At 71.4% G+C, this 15,926-nt stretch carries 10 protein-coding genes and 2 pseudogenes; 9 read left to right on the top strand and 3 right to left on the bottom strand.

Going from position 1 to position 15,926, the window contains the following annotated elements; all coding sequences use genetic code 11:
- The 8 genes and pseudogenes from D7X12_RS43055 to D7X12_RS28475 form a co-directional block, all read left to right on the top strand.
- Positions 1-284, top strand: a pseudogene (locus D7X12_RS43055) (serine/threonine protein kinase); the annotation flags it as partial.
- Between the two features lie 227 nt (positions 285-511).
- The gene (locus tag D7X12_RS28505) at positions 512-1,036 is read left to right on the top strand and encodes a MerR family transcriptional regulator (RefSeq protein WP_120628416.1); all 525 of its coding nucleotides are present in this window, start codon (positions 512-514) and stop codon (positions 1,034-1,036) included.
- Positions 1,037-1,090: 54 nt separating this feature from the next.
- Positions 1,091-1,585 (top strand): sigma factor-like helix-turn-helix DNA-binding protein, encoded by a 495-nt coding sequence (locus tag D7X12_RS28500; protein ID WP_120613286.1) that lies wholly within the window; start codon positions 1,091-1,093, stop codon positions 1,583-1,585.
- A gap of 105 nt (positions 1,586-1,690) precedes the next feature.
- Positions 1,691-3,235 carry a bifunctional phosphoribosylaminoimidazolecarboxamide formyltransferase/IMP cyclohydrolase gene (gene purH / locus D7X12_RS28495; protein WP_120628415.1) on the top strand — a complete coding sequence of 515 codons (1,545 nt, stop codon included), beginning with the start codon at positions 1,691-1,693 and terminating at the stop codon, positions 3,233-3,235.
- Between the two features lie 4 nt (positions 3,236-3,239).
- The gene (locus D7X12_RS28490) at positions 3,240-6,374 is read left to right on the top strand and encodes a zinc-ribbon domain-containing protein (RefSeq protein ID WP_120628414.1); all 3,135 of its coding nucleotides are present in this window, start codon (positions 3,240-3,242) and stop codon (positions 6,372-6,374) included.
- Position 6,375: 1 nt separating this feature from the next.
- Entirely contained in the window at positions 6,376-7,635 is a 1,260-nt protein-coding gene (gene purD / locus D7X12_RS28485) for a phosphoribosylamine--glycine ligase (RefSeq protein WP_120628413.1), read from the top strand.
- Positions 7,632-8,744, top strand: coding sequence for an LptF/LptG family permease (locus D7X12_RS28480; RefSeq protein WP_120628412.1), 1,113 nt, complete (start codon positions 7,632-7,634; stop codon positions 8,742-8,744). The genes purD and D7X12_RS28480 overlap by 4 nt, the downstream gene beginning before the upstream one ends.
- On the top strand, positions 8,741-9,856 hold the full coding sequence (locus D7X12_RS28475) for an LptF/LptG family permease (protein WP_120628411.1): 1,116 nt from the start codon (positions 8,741-8,743) through the stop codon (positions 9,854-9,856). Before D7X12_RS28480 ends, D7X12_RS28475 begins: the two co-directional genes overlap by 4 nt.
- Positions 9,857-9,987: 131 nt before the next feature.
- Here the strand turns inward: D7X12_RS28475 and D7X12_RS28470 are convergent, their stop codons facing one another.
- The 3 genes from D7X12_RS28470 to D7X12_RS28460 are packed head-to-tail and all read right to left on the bottom strand — an operon-like array spanning position 9,988 to position 15,108.
- On the bottom strand, positions 9,988-11,163 hold the full coding sequence (locus D7X12_RS28470; RefSeq protein WP_120628410.1) for an acetate/propionate family kinase: 1,176 nt from the start codon (positions 11,161-11,163) through the stop codon (positions 9,988-9,990).
- On the bottom strand, positions 11,160-13,583 hold the full coding sequence (locus tag D7X12_RS28465) for a phosphoketolase family protein (protein ID WP_279637246.1): 2,424 nt from the start codon (positions 13,581-13,583) through the stop codon (positions 11,160-11,162). Before D7X12_RS28465 ends, D7X12_RS28470 begins: the two co-directional genes overlap by 4 nt.
- A gap of 55 nt (positions 13,584-13,638) precedes the next feature.
- On the bottom strand, positions 13,639-15,108 hold the full coding sequence (locus D7X12_RS28460) for an MDR family MFS transporter (protein ID WP_120628408.1): 1,470 nt from the start codon (positions 15,106-15,108) through the stop codon (positions 13,639-13,641).
- 209 nt (positions 15,109-15,317) lie between these two features.
- Between D7X12_RS28460 and D7X12_RS28455 the strand changes: the two are divergent.
- Positions 15,318-15,926 (top strand): annotated as a pseudogene (locus D7X12_RS28455) (O-antigen ligase domain-containing protein); the annotation flags it as partial.

Here is a 15,926-nt window from a genome sequence, read left to right as displayed (position 1 = left end):
CCGCCCCGGTGACGCCGCCTCCCTCGGCGAACGCGCCCCCGGCCCCTCCCGTCGAGGACGCGGCGAAGGCCGTGGGCACGCTCCAGGTCAGCGCCATCCCGTACGCCACGGTCTTCCTGGGCGCGAAGCGGCTGGGGGACGTGCAGGGCCGCACGTCCTTCAAGGTCGCCCCCGGCACCTACACGCTGCAGTTCCAGCACCCGGCGGGCTCGCGGACGTACACCGTCGTCGTCCCCGCCAACGGCACGGTGACGCAGGACTTCCGCGCCCCGAAGTCCCGCTGACCGCCGGGACGCTTCCGCAGGTCGCCTCCCTTCCGCCTGCCTGGCGGGGGTCGAGGCGGCCGGCCGTCCTTCGTTCCGGACCGTCCTACCACCGCCGCGTGTTCGTCCCCGGCGCCCCGCCTTCGGAGCGTTGAACGGGTGACGTCCGCACGCCTGCCTGCTCGTCCTCCTTGACGGATGACGCGTGAATCTGGCACCTATGCAGTCCATTCAGTAGCTTATATTCAATGGAATCCATGGACCTGCTTGCGCCCGACGAGCTTGAGCGCATCGAGCGTGAGAACGCGGGGGGACTGCCCGCGAACGCGATCCTGGAGATCTTCCGGCCGCGGGGCGTGAGGCTCTCGGAGGCGACGTTCCGGAAGTACGTCCAGGCGGGGCTCCTGCCGCGCAGCCGCCGCGTGGGCCGCAAGGGCAAGCACCAGGGCAGCCTGGGCCTCTACCCGGTGGAAGCGGTGCGGCGCATCAACGTCATCAAGAAGATGATGGCTGAAGGACACACCCTGGAGGACATCCGCCGCTCCTTCGTGTTCCACCGCAACCACATCGACCAGCTCCAGCGGGACCTGTCAGAAGTACTGGACGGGTTCCAGGAGGAGCTGGGAGGACGGCCGCTGGGAGGAGAACGTAGGAAGTCACTCGAAGCCCAGTTGGCAACGCTGAGGCAACGGGCGCAGGATCTGGTCCGCGATGTCGCCCGGTTGGGCAGCGCCGTCACGGCGCGCGAAGACGAAATGCTCCGGCCGCAATAGGATGCCCCCCAGGGTCCTGTTGAACCGGATAGACTCCACACATCTGGAGGAATCATGTCGGAAGTGAAGCAGCTGCAGGAGGGCGAGGGGGGAGGGGTCGAGGAGGAGCTGCCCGCGGAACGCCGGCGCTCCAAGACCATGTCTCGCAAGGAGATGGCCCGTGACCTGCGCCGTCGCAGGCTCGCCGGCCAGCTGGACCCGGAGGAGGCGGAGACGCTCAAGCTCGTGGACGAGCAGCGGCCCCGCACCCGCGCCGACTGCATCAACGGGCCCCGTCCGTGCCTGTTCGTGTCCTGCAAGCACAACCTGTACCTGGACGTGAACCCGGAGACGGGCTCCATCAAGCTGAACTTCCCGGACAAGGAAATCACCGAGCTGGAGCACACCTGCGCCCTGGACGTGGCGGAGAAGGGTGGCATCACGCTCGAAGAGGTGGGGGAGATCATGAACCTCACCCGCGAGCGCATCCGTCAGGTGGAGACGCGCGGCCTGATGAAGCTGCGTGAAGCCGTCGACGAAGAGCCGCCTGTGTCCGCTCGCAAGCCCTGAGGTCGGGCCCGTGTGTCGTGTCGTCGCTGGGGTGACGTGTTGCGTTGACACCCCAGGGGGTGGTTGCTAGGACCCGCGCCACCCCCCGCACCCCGAGGCGCACACGTGCTGGCTCTCCTGAGCGTTTCCGACAAGCGCGGTCTGGTCCCCTTTGCCCAAGGCCTGGTCCGGCTGGGCTACCGACTGCTCTCCACCGGCGGCACCCTGGAGGCCCTCAAGGCCGCCAGCATCCCCGCCACCCAGGTGTCCGAGCACACGCAGAGCCCTGAAATCCTCGGCGGCCGCGTGAAGACGCTCCACCCCCGCATCCACGGCGGCATCCTCGGCCGTCCCGACCTGGAGACAGACAGGGCGGAGATGGCGGCCAACCGCATCGAGCCCATCTCGCTGGTGGTCGTGAACCTCTACCCGTTCCGCAAGACGGTGGCGTCGGGCGCGGGCGAGGACGACGTCATCGAGAACATCGACATCGGCGGGCCGGCGATGGTCCGCGCGTCGGCGAAGAACTTCAAGCACGTGGCCGTGGTGGTGGACCCGGACGACTACCCGGCGGTGCTCGCCGAAATCGAGGGCCACAAGGCGGTGGGCGAGGAGACGCGGCGCCGGCTGATGCGCAAGGCGTTCGCGCACACGGCCGCCTACGACGCGTCCATCTCCGGGTGGCTGTCGGGCGAGGCGCAGGAGCCGTTCCCGCAGGAGCTGTCGCTCGCGTTCCAGAAGGTGCAGGGGCTGCGCTACGGGGAGAACCCGCACCAGCGCGGCGCCTTCTACCGCGAGTTCCAGACGCCGAAGGAGCCGTCGGTGGCGTTCGCGAAGGTGCTCCAGGGCAAGGAGCTCTCGTACAACAACATCCTGGACCTGGACGCGGCCCTGGGGCTCGTCCTGGAGTTCCCGGAGAAGCCCTGCGCGGTGGTCATCAAGCACAACACCCCGTGCGGCGTGGCGGTGGACGACGTGCTGGAGAAGGCCTACCGCACCGCCCGGGCGGTGGATGAGGTGTCCGCCTTCGGGGGCATCGTCGCCTTCAACCGCGAGGTGGACGAGGCCGTCGCGAAGGCCATGGCGGAGACGTTCCTGGAGGCCGTGATTGCGCCGTCGTACTCGGCCGCAGCGCTCCAGGTGCTCGCGGGCAAGAAGAACCTGCGCCTGCTGGAGGCGGGCCCGGAGCTGGCGTCCCCCACGGCGCGGCCGCGTCCCCAGGTGGATGCCCGGAGCGTGTCGGGCGGCATGCTGCTGATGGACCGCGACGCGGTGGAGCCGCCCCTGGAGTGGAAGGTGGTCTCCAAGCGCGCGCCCACCCCGGAGGAGGAGCGGGCGCTGCGCTTCGCCTGGAAGGTGTGCAAGCACGTCAAGAGCAACGCCATCGTGTTCGCGGCCGGGCACCAGCTGCTCGCCCAGGGCGGCGGCCAGACGAACCGGGTGGACTCGGTGCGCATCGCGATGACGCGTGGCGGCGAGGCCCTGAAGGGCAGCGCGGTGGCCTCGGACGCCTTCTTCCCGTTCCGGGACGGGCTGGACGAGGCGGCCCGGGCAGGGGCCACGGCGGTCATCCAGCCGGGCGGTTCCGTGCGGGATCCGGAGGTGATTGCCGCCGCCGACGAACATGGGATGGCCATGGTGGTGACGGGAGTGCGACACTTCCGGCACTAACTTCATGCGCATCGTCTGTCAGAAATGCGCGGCGGCCTACGCGATCGACGATCGGTTGATCTCGGCCAAGGGCGTCCGCGCGCAGTGTCCCCGCTGCCGTCACCTCCAGCTCGTGAAGCGGGAGGCGTCCGCCGCGTCCGTGACGGCCACTCCTGGCGAGGGCGCCGCTCCGCCCGTGCCGGGCCCCGAGCCGAAGAGCAACCCGGCCGCCCCCGCGCAGCCGCTCGCGCGGGAGCCGAGGAGCAACCCGGCCGCTCCAGCGCAGCCGCTCGCACGGGAGCCAAGGAGCAACCCGGCTGCTGCTGCACAGCCGCTCGCGCGGGAGCCGAGGAGCAACCCGGCCGCCGCGACGGCGCCCCGGAGTGCTCCCGCCGCCGCGAAGCCCGCGGAGGCTCCCGCGGCCCGGAGCCCGGCGAAGGCGGCCCCGGCGTCGGACCTCTTCGGGGACTTCGGTTCGATGCCGGAGCTGGGGCCACCTGGAAGCGTGGATCCCTTCGCGGACCCGGGCCCTCCCGAGCCCCGCGCCGCCGCGCCCGCGCGCGCCGAGCCGGTCGCGAAGCCCGCGCCGCCGAAGCCCGCCGCGCCCGAGCCCGCGGCGGACCCGCTGCTCGACTTCCTGGGGCCGGCTCCCAGCAGTCTGGGCTCGGATGGGGCCTCCCCTCCGGCGCCAGCGCGGCCCTCCGCCGCGACCGCCTCCGGTGGCGTGTCGCTGGGCCGCATGTCCGCGCGTGCCCCGGCGCAGCAGGCCGCACCGCCCGCGCAGACCGAGGCCCATGCGAACTGCCGCTCCTGCGGCAAGGCCCTGACGGATGCCTTCGACCAGGCGCTGGGCGTCTGCGACGAGTGCCGGGCGCGGAACCCCGCGGACCCGCGCGATGCCTCGGTGGTGGTGGAGCCCCAGGCTCCGGCCCCGGCGCCTTCCGGAATGGGAAGGGCCGCGAGGGGCGAAGGGGACCTGGAGCTGCCGATGCTCAGCAACCTGGACCCGTCCGCCGCGTCGTCCGGAGGAGACCTGGACCTGATGGGGGGCGCGCAGGCGTCGGGCAACGAGCCCCGGCTCGCGGGAGCCACCGCGCTGGCGACGGACTCGCGCATCAGCTCGGTGAAGCCCGCGCGCACCTCGCACGTGACGGCCGCGCCGGTCCGCACCGCCCATCGCGGAGGCTCGGGCGGAGGCGTCCGGTCGCTGGCCGTGGGCCTGCTGGTGCTGGTGCTGCTCGGGGGCGGCGCCGCGGCCGGCTACTTCCTGGTCTACAAGCCCCGGCAGGAGGCGGCGCTCCAGGCCTCCCGTTCGCAGGGGCCCGCGCCCGTGTCGCCGCAGGTGCTGGAGGCGGTGGATGGGTGGCGGCTCCAGTTCCTGGAGCTGTCCGGCACCAGCGCGGAGCACCTCGCGGAAGGCCAGCAGCAGCTCGCGAAGGACCAGCGCGTCGCGTACGCGGAGGCGGAGGAGTCCTTCCAGCAGGCGTTGATCCTGGACCCTCGCAGCACCGACGCCATCGCCGGCTACGTGCAGGCGCTGGCGCTCGGGCGCGGTCCCGGCATGGACGACCACTCCTTCCAGGAGGCGCGCGGGCTCATCCAGGCCGCCGAGTCCACCGCGGGCATGAAGCCCGGCTTGCTCGTCGCGCACGCGAACCTGCTGCTGTCCCGCGCGCGTCAGTCCGGCAACCTGGAAGAGGCGAGCCGGCTGGCGGACTCGGCCCGGAGTCACCCGGAGGCCACCGACGCGCAGAAGGCGGAGGCCTACCTGGTGCTGGGCCGCGCCAAGGTGGCCACGTCGCGCGAGCTCGCGAACAAGGACTTCGACGAGGCCCGCAGGCTCGCGCCCAAGCTCAAGCGCGTGGACTTCTACAGCGCGCTCGCCCACGAGGAGGCCGGCCAGTACGGCCTCGCGCTCAAGCTGCTGGCCCGCCGGCTGGAGCTGGATCCGCAGGACTGGGACAGCCTGGAGGCCTCCGCCCGCATCTACGTGGAGGTGGGCGAGACGGGCCGCGCGCGCAAGCTGTACGAGGACCGCGCGAAGGCGAAGGGCAAGGCGGGGGACATGCGCAGCACGCTCGCGCTGGCCGTCCTGCGCTACCAGGCGGAAGGCAATGCGCGCGAAGCGGTGCGGGAGCTGCGCGCCCTGGCGAAGGGCGTGTCCCGCTACGGCCCGCGCGACGCGTCGGAGATCTGGGTCCACCTGGCCGCGGCGGAGCGCACCGCGGGCAACGCCGACAACGCGGTGAAGGCCGCGGCCGAGGCCCTGAAGGTCGTGCCGGCGCTGCCGGAGGCCCACCTGCAGTGGTTCCTGGTGGCGCTGGCGGGCAAGGACGCACCGAAGGCGCGCGAGCACCTGAAGGGCTTCCAGGGACGGCTGGAGGACCCCGCGCTGGAGGGGGTGCTGGAGGGCCGGGTGCTGCTCCTGGAGCAGAATCCGGCGGGAGCGCAGGAGCGCTTCCTCGCCGCGGTGAAGGCCGATCCGCGCCGCGTGGATGCGCAGCTGCTCGCGGGGGTGGCGGCGGCCACCGCGAAGAAGCGCGAGGAGTCCTTCCGCCTGTTCTACCCCGTGCTGGAGGCGCGCATCTTCGACCCGCTGCACTCGGCCCCGAGGCCCGCGCTGACGCGCTTCTGGCTGCGGCCCGGCGACACGCTGGCCGGGGTGGAGAACGTGGTGCAGGAGCTGGGCGGACGTCCGGATGACGTGCAGCCCCTGCTGTACGAGGGGCTCGTGCGCTTCCACCAGGGGGACCGGCAGGGCGCGGAACGCCTGCTGCGCTCGGTGGTGGAGACGGGCACGAACAACGGCGCCGCGCAGGCCTACCGCGCGCTCCTCGCGCTGGACGCGAAGCCTGGGCAGTCCGCGCAGGCGCTGGAGCTGGCGGAGAAGGCGGTGGCCCTGGAGCGCAGCCTGCCGGTGGCGCGCCTGTCGCTGGGGCTCGCGCAGGCGGCGGCCGGGGACGTGGAGCGGGCGAAGCGCACGGTGCGCTCCGTGCTGGAAGTGGCGCCGACGATGCTGTCGGCGCAGACGAAGCTGGCGGAGCTGGAGATCGGTGCGCAGCCGCAGGCCGCGCGCGAGATGCTGGAGAAGGTGGTGGGGCTGGACCCCTCCTGCTTCCCCGCCAAGAAGCTGCTCTTCACGCTGGACGAGCGAGGTTGACGTGAAGGTCCTGTTGCTGGGGTCGGGCGGCCGCGAGCACGCGCTCGCATGGAAGCTGGCCCAGAGTCCCCGTCTCTCCCGGCTGATCTGCGGCCCGGGCAACCCGGGCACGGCGCGCTGTGGCACCAACGTGCCCTTGCAGGCGGACTCGCCGGAGGCGGTGGTGTCGCTGGCGCGCCGCGAGGGCGTGGACCTGGTGGTGGTGGGTCCGGAGGCGCCGCTCGTCGCGGGCGTCGCGGACGCGCTGGCGCAGGTGGACATCCCGTGCTTCGGCCCCGTGGCCGCGGCCGCGCGGATTGAAGGCTCCAAGGCCTTCGCCAAGGAGATCATGGCGGAGGCGGGCGTGCCCACCGCGGCCTTCCGCGTCTTCACCGACGCGGCGGAGGCGGAGGCGTACGCCGTCCAGCAGGGCCGCATCGTGGTGAAGGCGGACGGGCTGGCGGCGGGCAAGGGCGTCATCGTCGCGCCGGACGCCCAGGCCGCGCGCGACGCGGTGCGCGCGGTGGCCGCGCTGGGGCAGGCGGGCCAGCGGATGGTGCTGGAGGAGCTGCTGGAGGGTGAAGAGGTGTCGCTGATGGCCCTGTGCGACGGCGAGCGCTACGTGCTCCTGCCGCTGTCGCAGGACCACAAGCGCGTGGGCGAGGGCGACACCGGCCCCAACACCGGCGGCATGGGCGCGTACTGCCCGGCGCCGTTCCTCACCGACGAAGCGCTGGTGCGCGTGGGCGAGCAGGTCATCGCGCCGACGCTGGCCGTGCTGCGCAAGCGCGGCACGCCGCTGCGCGGGGTGCTGTACGCGGGGCTGATGCTCACGGCCGCAGGCCCGAAGGTGCTGGAGTTCAACGCGCGCTTCGGGGACCCGGAGGCGCAGGTCCTGATGATGCAGCTGGATGAGGACCTGCTGCCGCTCCTGCACGCGTGCGCGACGGGCACGCTCGAGCCCCGGACGCTGGCGCAGCACCCCGGCGCGTCGGTGGGCGTGGTGCTGGCGGCGGAGGGCTACCCGGAGGCGCCGAAGAAGGGCCAGCGCATCGAGGGCCTGGAGGCGGTGCCGTTCAACGCCCCCGTGTTCCTGGCGGGCGTGGTGAAGCAGGAGGGCGCGCTGGTGACGGCGGGCGGCCGCGTGCTGACGGTGTGCGCGCGGGCGGATGACCTCGGGAAGGCGCGCGAGCGGGCCCTGGCGTCGGCGGACCTGGTGCGCTTCGAAGGCAAGCACTTCCGCCGGGACATCGGCGCGCGGGGGCTTCGGACGCGGCCGTGACGCTGCTGGCGCGCTACCTGCTGCGGGAGCTGCTCGTCCCCCTCTTCGTGTGGGTGGCGTTCATGTTCCTGCTGCTGTTCGTGATGCAGTTCCTGCGGGGCACGGACGTGCTGCTGGGTTCGGCGGTCACGCTCGGGGACCTGAGCCGGCTCATCGCGTACCTGGCGCCGCACTTCCTGGTGATGGCGCTGCCCATCGCGTTCCTGCTGGCCATCCTGCTGGGCCTGGGGCGGCTGGGCGAGGACCGGGAGCTGACGTCGCTGCAGGCCCTGGGCATCAGCCCGCTCCAGCTCCTGGCGGCGCCGCTGGGCGTGGGGCTGGCGCTGAGCGCGTTCATGGTGCTGCTCACGTCCACGGTGGAGCCCTGGGGCCTCACCGGCGTGAAGGAGCTGGTGGGCGAGGTCATCCAGAAGAACGTCGCGGGCGACGTGAAGTCCGGCGTCTTCTACGAGGACCTGAGCGACCTGACGCTGTACGCGCAGCGGGTGGCGCCCAAGGCAGGAGGGTGGACGAACGTGCTCTTGCACGACGACCGCGACCCCAACTCGCCGCTGCTGGTGGTGGCGCACAAGGGCCGGGTGGGCACGTCCGCGCGGGGCGAGGCGTTGACCATCGAATTGATGGAGGGCGAGGTGCACCGCGCCAACCGCTCCGCCGCGGACGCGAGCGTCGTCTCCTTCCAGAAGGCGGAGATCAACGTGGGGCTGGGCGGGTCGCTGTCGCGGCGCAACCGGTTCCGCTCACCCAAGGAGGAGCTGACGCCGGCGGAGTTGCTGGCGGCGGCGAAGGACGCGGAGGAGCGCCGGGATGATCCGCGGCCGTTCCTGATGGCGTTGCACAGCCGGCTGGGCAACGCGGTGGCCCCGGTGGCGTTCGCGCTGCTGGCCACGCCGCTGGCCATCGGCCGCAGGCAGGCGGGCCGGGCGTGGGGCTACCTCCTGACGCTGGGCGGCTACGTCCTGTACTACCTGCTGAGCCGCGCGTTCGAGCAGATGGGGCAGAAGGGCCAGCTCCCGGTGCTCGTGGCGGGGCAGCTCGCCAACGTGCTGTTCATGCTGGTGGGCGCGGTGGCGCTGTACCGGGTGACGCGCTCGGGAACGGTGCGATGAGGGCCACGCTGTTCGGCTACGTGGTGCGCGCCTACGTGCGCTACACGCTGGGCATCCTCGCGGGCGTGGTGGCCGTGTTCCTGGTGGTGGACTTCGTGGACCGCGCGAAGGCCTACGGGGGCGAGGGCTGGGTGTTGGATGTGCTCAAGCTCTACGGCTACAAGGCGCTGGTGACGGTGCAGCAGCTGGGGCCGGCTGCGCTGCTGCTGGCCGCGGGCACCACGGTGTCGGCGCTGCGCAAGAAGGGCGAGGTGACGGCGCTGCGGGCGCTCACCTTCGGGCCGGCGGCGCTCTACCTGCCGGTGGGACTGTGCGCGCTGGTGGCGTGCCTGGGGCTGGTGCTGTTCGACGAGACGGTGGCCGCGAGGGCGGGCCGGCGCGTGGATGAGATCACCACCCAGCGCTTCAACCGCTGGGGCGACTGGCGCCTGTACTACACGCCGAAGCAGTGGTTCCGCCGGGGCGACACCATCTTCTTCCTGCGAGGCGGCAACCCGCAGGAGGGTTTCGAGAACGTCTCCATCTTCACGCTGACGCCGGAGTTCAAGCTGCGCCGTCGCGTAGACGCGGTGCGCATGCGCTCCGTGCAGGACACGCGCTGGGAGCTGACGGATGTGGTGGAGCGCACCTTCACGGAGGACGGGCGCACGACGGTGCAGCAGCAGGCGAGCGCCGAGTACGAGCTGGGCGTGGGCGCGACGACCTTCCGCATCCGCCCCGGCCGGCCGGAGCAGATGCGCCTGGGGGACCTGCGGGAGCAGATTGGCGCGCGCGCGGAGGTGGGCCTCGCGACGCGGGCCTTCCAGCTCGCGTGGCACAACCGGTTCGCGTACCCGCTGGCGGGGCTGCCCGCTGCGTTGCTCGCGGTGGGGCTCGCGCTGCGCACGAACCGGCGAGGACACCTGACAGCGGCCGTGGTGGAGGGCCTGCTCATCGCCGTGGCGATGTGGGGCCTGATGGTGGTGTCGCGCACGCTGGTGCTCACCGAACGCCTGGCGCCCGCGGTGGCTGCGTGGATGCCCACGACGCTGCTCACTCTGGTGGCGGCGGCACTGTGGCTGCGCCGCGAGGGGCTGCTCCACCTGCCGCGCAAGCGGAGCGCGGCGGAGTAGGGAGTAGGAGGAGCCCCGCGCGCGAGTCAGCCCGTGCGGTGACGGGGCAGGGCAGGCTCGCAGGGACGCTCAGGCACGCAGCAACCGGCGTCCATGCCCGTGCGGTGACAGGGCGGGCTCGCCTGAGCCCCTCAGCCGCGCAGCAGTCGGCGGGTATGCCGGGCGAGCTGTCCCTCCTCGTCGCTGGGCAGCACCCGCACCTGGCACCGGGCTCCTTCCGCCGAGATGACCTCCGCGCCCGAGTCGTTCCGGTGCGCATCGAGCGTGATGCCCAGGTGGCCGAGCGTCGAGCACGCGCGCTGGCGCACCATCGCGCTGTTCTCCCCGATGCCGCCCGTGAACACGAGCAGGTCCAGCCCTCCGAGCACCGCCGCGTACGCGCCCACCGTCTTGGCGATGCCGCGCGTGAAGACGTCCACCGCCAGCGCCGCCGCCGCGTGGCCCGCCGCCGCATCCCGTGTGAGGGCCTGCATGTCGCTGGTGCCCTCCGACAGCCCCCGGAGCCCGGCGTCGTGGTTCACCACCGCCTCAAGCGCCGCCGCGTCCATCCCGCCGACGCGGAGCAGGTACAGCAGCACGCCAGGGTCCAGGTCTCCCGTGCGGGTCCCCATGGGAATGCCGCCCGTGGGCGTGAAGCCCATCGACGTATCGACAGAACGGCCCTGGTCGAGCGCCACGAGGCTCGCGCCGCTGCCCAGGTGCGCCACCACCGTGCGAGCGGGGATGCCCGGCCCAAGCCTCGCGACGATGGATTCGTAGGACAGGCCATGGAAGCCGTAGCGCTGCACGCCCTGCTCCCGCACCGACAGGGGCAGGGGCAGCGTCGAAGCGACGGGGGGCAGGGTGGTGTGGAACGCCGTGTCGAAGCAGGCGAACTGGGGCACGCCCGGGAAGCGCCGCGCCGCAGCGCGGATGAGCGTGAGCGCCGGGGGGATGTGCAGCGGCGCGAAGTGCGTCGCGTCCTCCAGCGTCTTCACCACCTCCGGCGTCAGGGCCTGATGCTGCCGAAGCCTTGGCCCTCCGTGCACCACCCGGTGTCCGATGGCCCGGGGCGGCTTTGCGCCCGCTTCCTCCAGGTGCCGCAGGGCCTCACCGAAGGCGTCCTCCTGCGACGGGTGGCGCACGTCCACCGCGCGCACCTGCCGGCCCTCACCGTCCTTCAGCACGAGCCGACCGTGCTCCGCGCCGATGTGGGTCGCGCTGCCCTTGAACCGCACGGTCTCCTGGCCTGCGTGCTCGGCGTAGAGCCCGAACTTCAGCGACGACGAGCCGCTGTTGATGACCAGCACGGTGCCGGCATCACTCATCGCGCGGTCCACTTCCAGTCGCGCACCTCGGGCATGTCCTCGCCGTGCTCCGACACGTAGAGCTTGTGCTGCTGACGCACCTCGGAGAAGCGCTGCTCCGCGTCTGCCAGCCGGTGGCGCGCGGCGGACGCGTGCCGGATGGCCGCCAGCGCCAGCGTGTAGCGGTCCATGTCGTTGAGCACGGTCATGTCGAAGGGCGTGGTGGTGGTGCCCTCCTCCTTGAACCCGTGCACGTGGATGTTGCCGTGGTTGGCCCGGTTGTAGGTGAGCTTGTGCACGAGCGTCGGGTAGCCATGGAACGCGAACACCACGGGCTTGTCCCGGGTGAACATGCGGTTGAAGTCCTCGTCGTTCAGGCCATGCGGGTGGACGCTCACCGGGGCCAGCGTGAAGACATCCACCACGTTGACGACGCGCACCTTCAGCTCCGGGGCCCACTGGCGCAGCACCGTCACCGCCGCCAGCGTCTCCAGGGTGGGCACGTCGCCCGCGCAGGCCATCACCACGTCCGGGTCGCCGTCGTCGTTGCCGGCCCAGTCCCAGGTGCCGATGCCCGTGGAGCAGTGGCGGACGGCGCTCTCCATGTCCAGCCACACGGGGGACAGCTGCTTGCCGGCGATGATGAGGTTCACGTAGTCGCGCGAGCGCAGGCAGTGGTCCGCCACGGACAGCAGCGTGTTCGCGTCCGGCGGCAGGTAGATGCGCACCGTGTCGGCCTTCTTGTTGGCCACGTGGTCGATGAAGCCCGGGTCCTGGTGGGAGAACCCGTTGTGATCCTGACGCCACACGTGCGAGCTGAGCAGGTAGTTCAGCGACGCGATGGGCTTGCGCCAGGGCAGCTCCTTCGCGGATTTGATCCACTTGGCGTGCTGGTTGAACATCGAATCGATGATGTGGATGAACGCCTCGTAGCAGGAGAAGAGGCCATGGCGTCCGGTGAGCAGGTAGCCCTCCAGCCACCCCTGGCAGAGGTGCTCGCTCAGGACCTCCATCACGCGCCCGTCGGCGGAGAGGTGCTCGTCGGTGGGCTCCAGCCGCGCGTCCCACGCCTTGCCGCTCACCGCGTAGACGTCCTGGAGCCGGTTGGAGGCGTTCTCGTCGGGCGCGAACAGGCGGAAGTTGCGGGTGCCCAGGTTGTGGCGCATCACGTCCCGCAGGTAGCCGCCCAGCACGCGCGTGGCGCTGACCTCCTTGGAGCCCGGGGGGCCAGGGTCCACCGCGTAGTCGCGGAAGCCCGGCAGCACGAGCGGCACGAGGAGCTGACCGCCATTGGAGTGGGCGTTGACGCCCATGCGCAGCCGCCCCTTGGGCGCGACCTCCGCCAGCTCCTCGCGCAGGGTGCCATGGCTGTCGAACAGCTCCCGGGGCCGGTAGCTGTGGAGCCACGCTTCGAGGATCTTCAGGTGCGCGGGGTTGGTGCGCACCTCCTCCAGGGGCACCTGGTGGGAGCGCCAGGTGCCTTCCACCTGCTTGCCATCCACCTCGTGCGGGCCGGTCCACCCCTTCGGGGTGCGCAGCACGAGCATGGGCCAGCGGGGGCGGGTGGCGTCCTGCTTCTCCCGGGCGTTGCGCTGGATGCGGAGGATCTCCGCGTAGAGCTGGTCGAGCACCGCCGCCATCTGCTGGTGCATCGTCTTCGGGTCATCGCCCTCCAGGAAGTAGGGCGTGTAGCCGTAGCCGCGGAAGAGGGCCTCCAGCTCGTCGGGGTCGATGCGCGCGAGCACCGTGGGGTTGGCGATCTTGTACCCGTTGAGGTGCAGGATGGGCAGCACGACGCCGTCGGTGATGGGGTTGATGAACTTGTTGGAGTGCCAGCTCGCGGCGAGCGGGCCTGTCTCCGCCTCGCCGTCACCGACGACGCAGGGGACGATGAGGTCCGGGTTGTCGAGGACGGCGCCGTACGCGTGCAGCAGGCAGTAACCCAGCTCGCCGCCCTCGCTGATGGAGCCGGGGACCTCCGGGGCGTCATGGCTGGGGACGCCGTAGGGCCAGGAGAACTGGCGGAACAGGCGCTTCATGCCGTCGCGGTTGCGCTCGATGTTGGGGTACAGCTCCGTGTAGGAGCCTTCGAGGTACGTGTTGGCGATGATGCCAGGGGCGCCGTGGCCGGGGCCAATCACATACATCATGTTGGCCCGGTGCTGCCGGATGATGCGGTTCAGGTGCACGTAGATGAAGTTGAGGCCGGGCGTGGTGCCGAAGTGCCCGAGCAGGCGTGGCTTCACGTCCTCCACCGTGAGGGGCCGCTCCAGGAGCGGGTTGTCCTTCAGGTAGATCTGCCCCACGGACAGGTAGTTCGCCGCGCGCCAGTAGGCGTCGATCTTCTCCAGCTCGGCTTCACTCAGCGGTCCGGCCATCCGTGTCTTCCTCCGTGTGGAATCGTGGGAGGGACCAGACTCCAGCCGCTGTGCGCCGCGCAATGCCCCTGACGCGAAAAGTCAGACGCGTCGGTTTTCCGACAGCGACAGGCCTCGCTCAATGGGCGGCGGGGATGTCCACGGAGTTCGGTGGGGTGGAGGCCTGCTTCATCTTGGGGAAGAACAGGCCCACGGCGAACGCGGCGACCATGGCCGCGCACATGATCCAGAAGTTGATGCTGAGGCCGTGGTTCAGCGCGCTCCCGAGCGTCTCGAGGACGGCGGGGGACAGGCTGCGTCCATGTTCGGGGCCGAGCAGCTCGGTGGCCGCGCTGACCGGGATGCTGGGGTCGTTCATGAGCTGCGCCACCATCACGCCGCCCATCGCGCCCACGCCGAGCGACCCGCCGATGGTGCGAAAGAACATGCTGCCGGCGGTGACCACGCCGCGCAGCTCCCAGCCCACGCTCGTCTGGACCGCGACCATCGTGGCCATGGCGGAGAAGCCCAGGCCCACGCCGAACACCCCCATGGCGATCCGCGGCACGAGCAGCGACGCCCCGGGCTTGAGCATGAGCGCCATGAGCACGGTGCCGAGCGTGGCCAGTCCCAGGCCTCCAATGATGAGCGGCCGGAAGCCGATGCGCAGCATCAGCCTGCCGCCAATGACGCTCGCCAGCGGCCAGGCGACGATCATCGGGGTGAGCATCGCGCCCGCCATGGTGGCCGAACCGCCGAGGACGCCCTGCACGTACAGCGGCACGTAGGTGGTCGCACCGAACTGGGCGGCGGTGAAGAGGGCGCCCGCCAGGGACGAGATGGCGATGGTGGGGATCTTGAAGAGGCTCATCGGGATGATGGGCTCGGCGGCGCGCAGCTCCGCGAACACGAACGCGGTGAGGAGCACGGCGGCGAGGGGCAGGGCCAGCAGCGTGCGGCCGGTGCCCTGCACGCCGAACAGCAGGGCCACCACGCCCGCGCACAGGAGCGCCGCGCCCGCGAAGTCGAGTTGGACGCGCGCCTTGCGTTCCATCTGCTCGTGGAAGAACACGACGAGCAACACCATGGAGGCGATGCCGATGGGGATGTTGATGAAGAAGACCCAGTGCCAGGTGAGGTACTTCACGATGAGGCCGCCGGTGAGCGGGCCCGCGAGGCCGGCGATGCCCCACACCGCGCTGAACGCGCCCTGGACCTTCGCGCGCTGCTCCAGCGTGTAGATGTCGCCGATGATGGTGAGGGCGATGGGCTGCATGGCCCCGGCGCCCAGGCCCTGGAGGACGCGGAAGGCGATGAGCATGTTCATCGACGTGGAGAGCCCACAGGCGATGGAGCTGCCGAGGAACAGCGCGGAGCCGAAGAGGATGATGGGCTTGCGGCCGTAGAGGTCCGCCAGCTTTCCGTAGATGGGCACGGTGATGGTGGACGACAGCATGTACGCGGTGAAGACCCACGCGTAGCTCTGGATGCCGCCCAGGTCGCTGACCACCGTGGGCATGGCGGTGGAGACGACGGTCAGCTCCAGCGCGGCCACGAACAGGGACAGCGCGAGAGCAAGCGTGGTGAACGGTCGGTGGGTGGCGCGCATGGCGGGAGGTTCGGACCCTGGAGAAGCAGGGGCCTGACTAACGCGTGCCCGTCCGCGCCGCCAACGTCAAGCGTGGCGAAGCGGTGGGCGGGGGGACTCCGCCCTGGATTCCGGGGCCTGTCCGTGAGGAGGGGAAGGCCAGCGGTGGAGAGACCCGGGGGTGAGGTAGGGTCCGAGGGCCGCGCGAGGGCCGGGCACAACGAATGAGCATGGATTCCAAGACGGTTGGGGAAGGGCGCTGGCAGACAGCGGTGGCCGCGGTGTTGGGGCTCTACGCGGTGGGGCTGGTGCTGGCGGAGGCGGTGCTCCAGGCGGGCGCCATCCTGGCCACGGCGCTCGCGCTGGTTCTGGCGGTGACGAAGCGGCTGCGGCTGGAGAAGGACGTCCGGGCCTTCGTGGTGGCGAGCGTTACGCTGTGCCTGTGGCAGCTCCTGTCTCCGGCGGTGGCGCTGATGACGGGAGCTGCGGCGAAGTGGCCCCGGGGCGCGAGGTACGGGCAGGCCTTGGACACGGTGGCGGCGGCGGCGGTGGCGTGCATCGGGACGCTGGGGGTGCCATGGGCGCTGCTGGGAGGCATCACCGCGGGAGGCTGGCTGCTGGCGGCAGCGCTGGGCTTCTTCCAGCACCGGGTGATGTGGCCCTGGGAGCCGCCCGCGTTCCTGAAGCTGAACCTGTCGAGGCTGCACGAGAACTTCGGCACGGAGGAGTCCCCGAGGTACGCGGCGGGAGGGTTCTTCTTCCACCGGCTGAGGTTCGCGCACGGCGCCATCGCGGTGTTGGGGCCGGCGCTGGCGGTGCTCGGGCGCTCGAAGGTGACG

The sequence above is a fragment of the Corallococcus sicarius genome (assembly GCF_003611735.1).
Taxonomy (GTDB): Bacteria; Myxococcota; Myxococcia; order Myxococcales; family Myxococcaceae; genus Corallococcus; species Corallococcus sicarius.
This window is presented reverse-complemented; position numbering and strand designations above follow the sequence as displayed.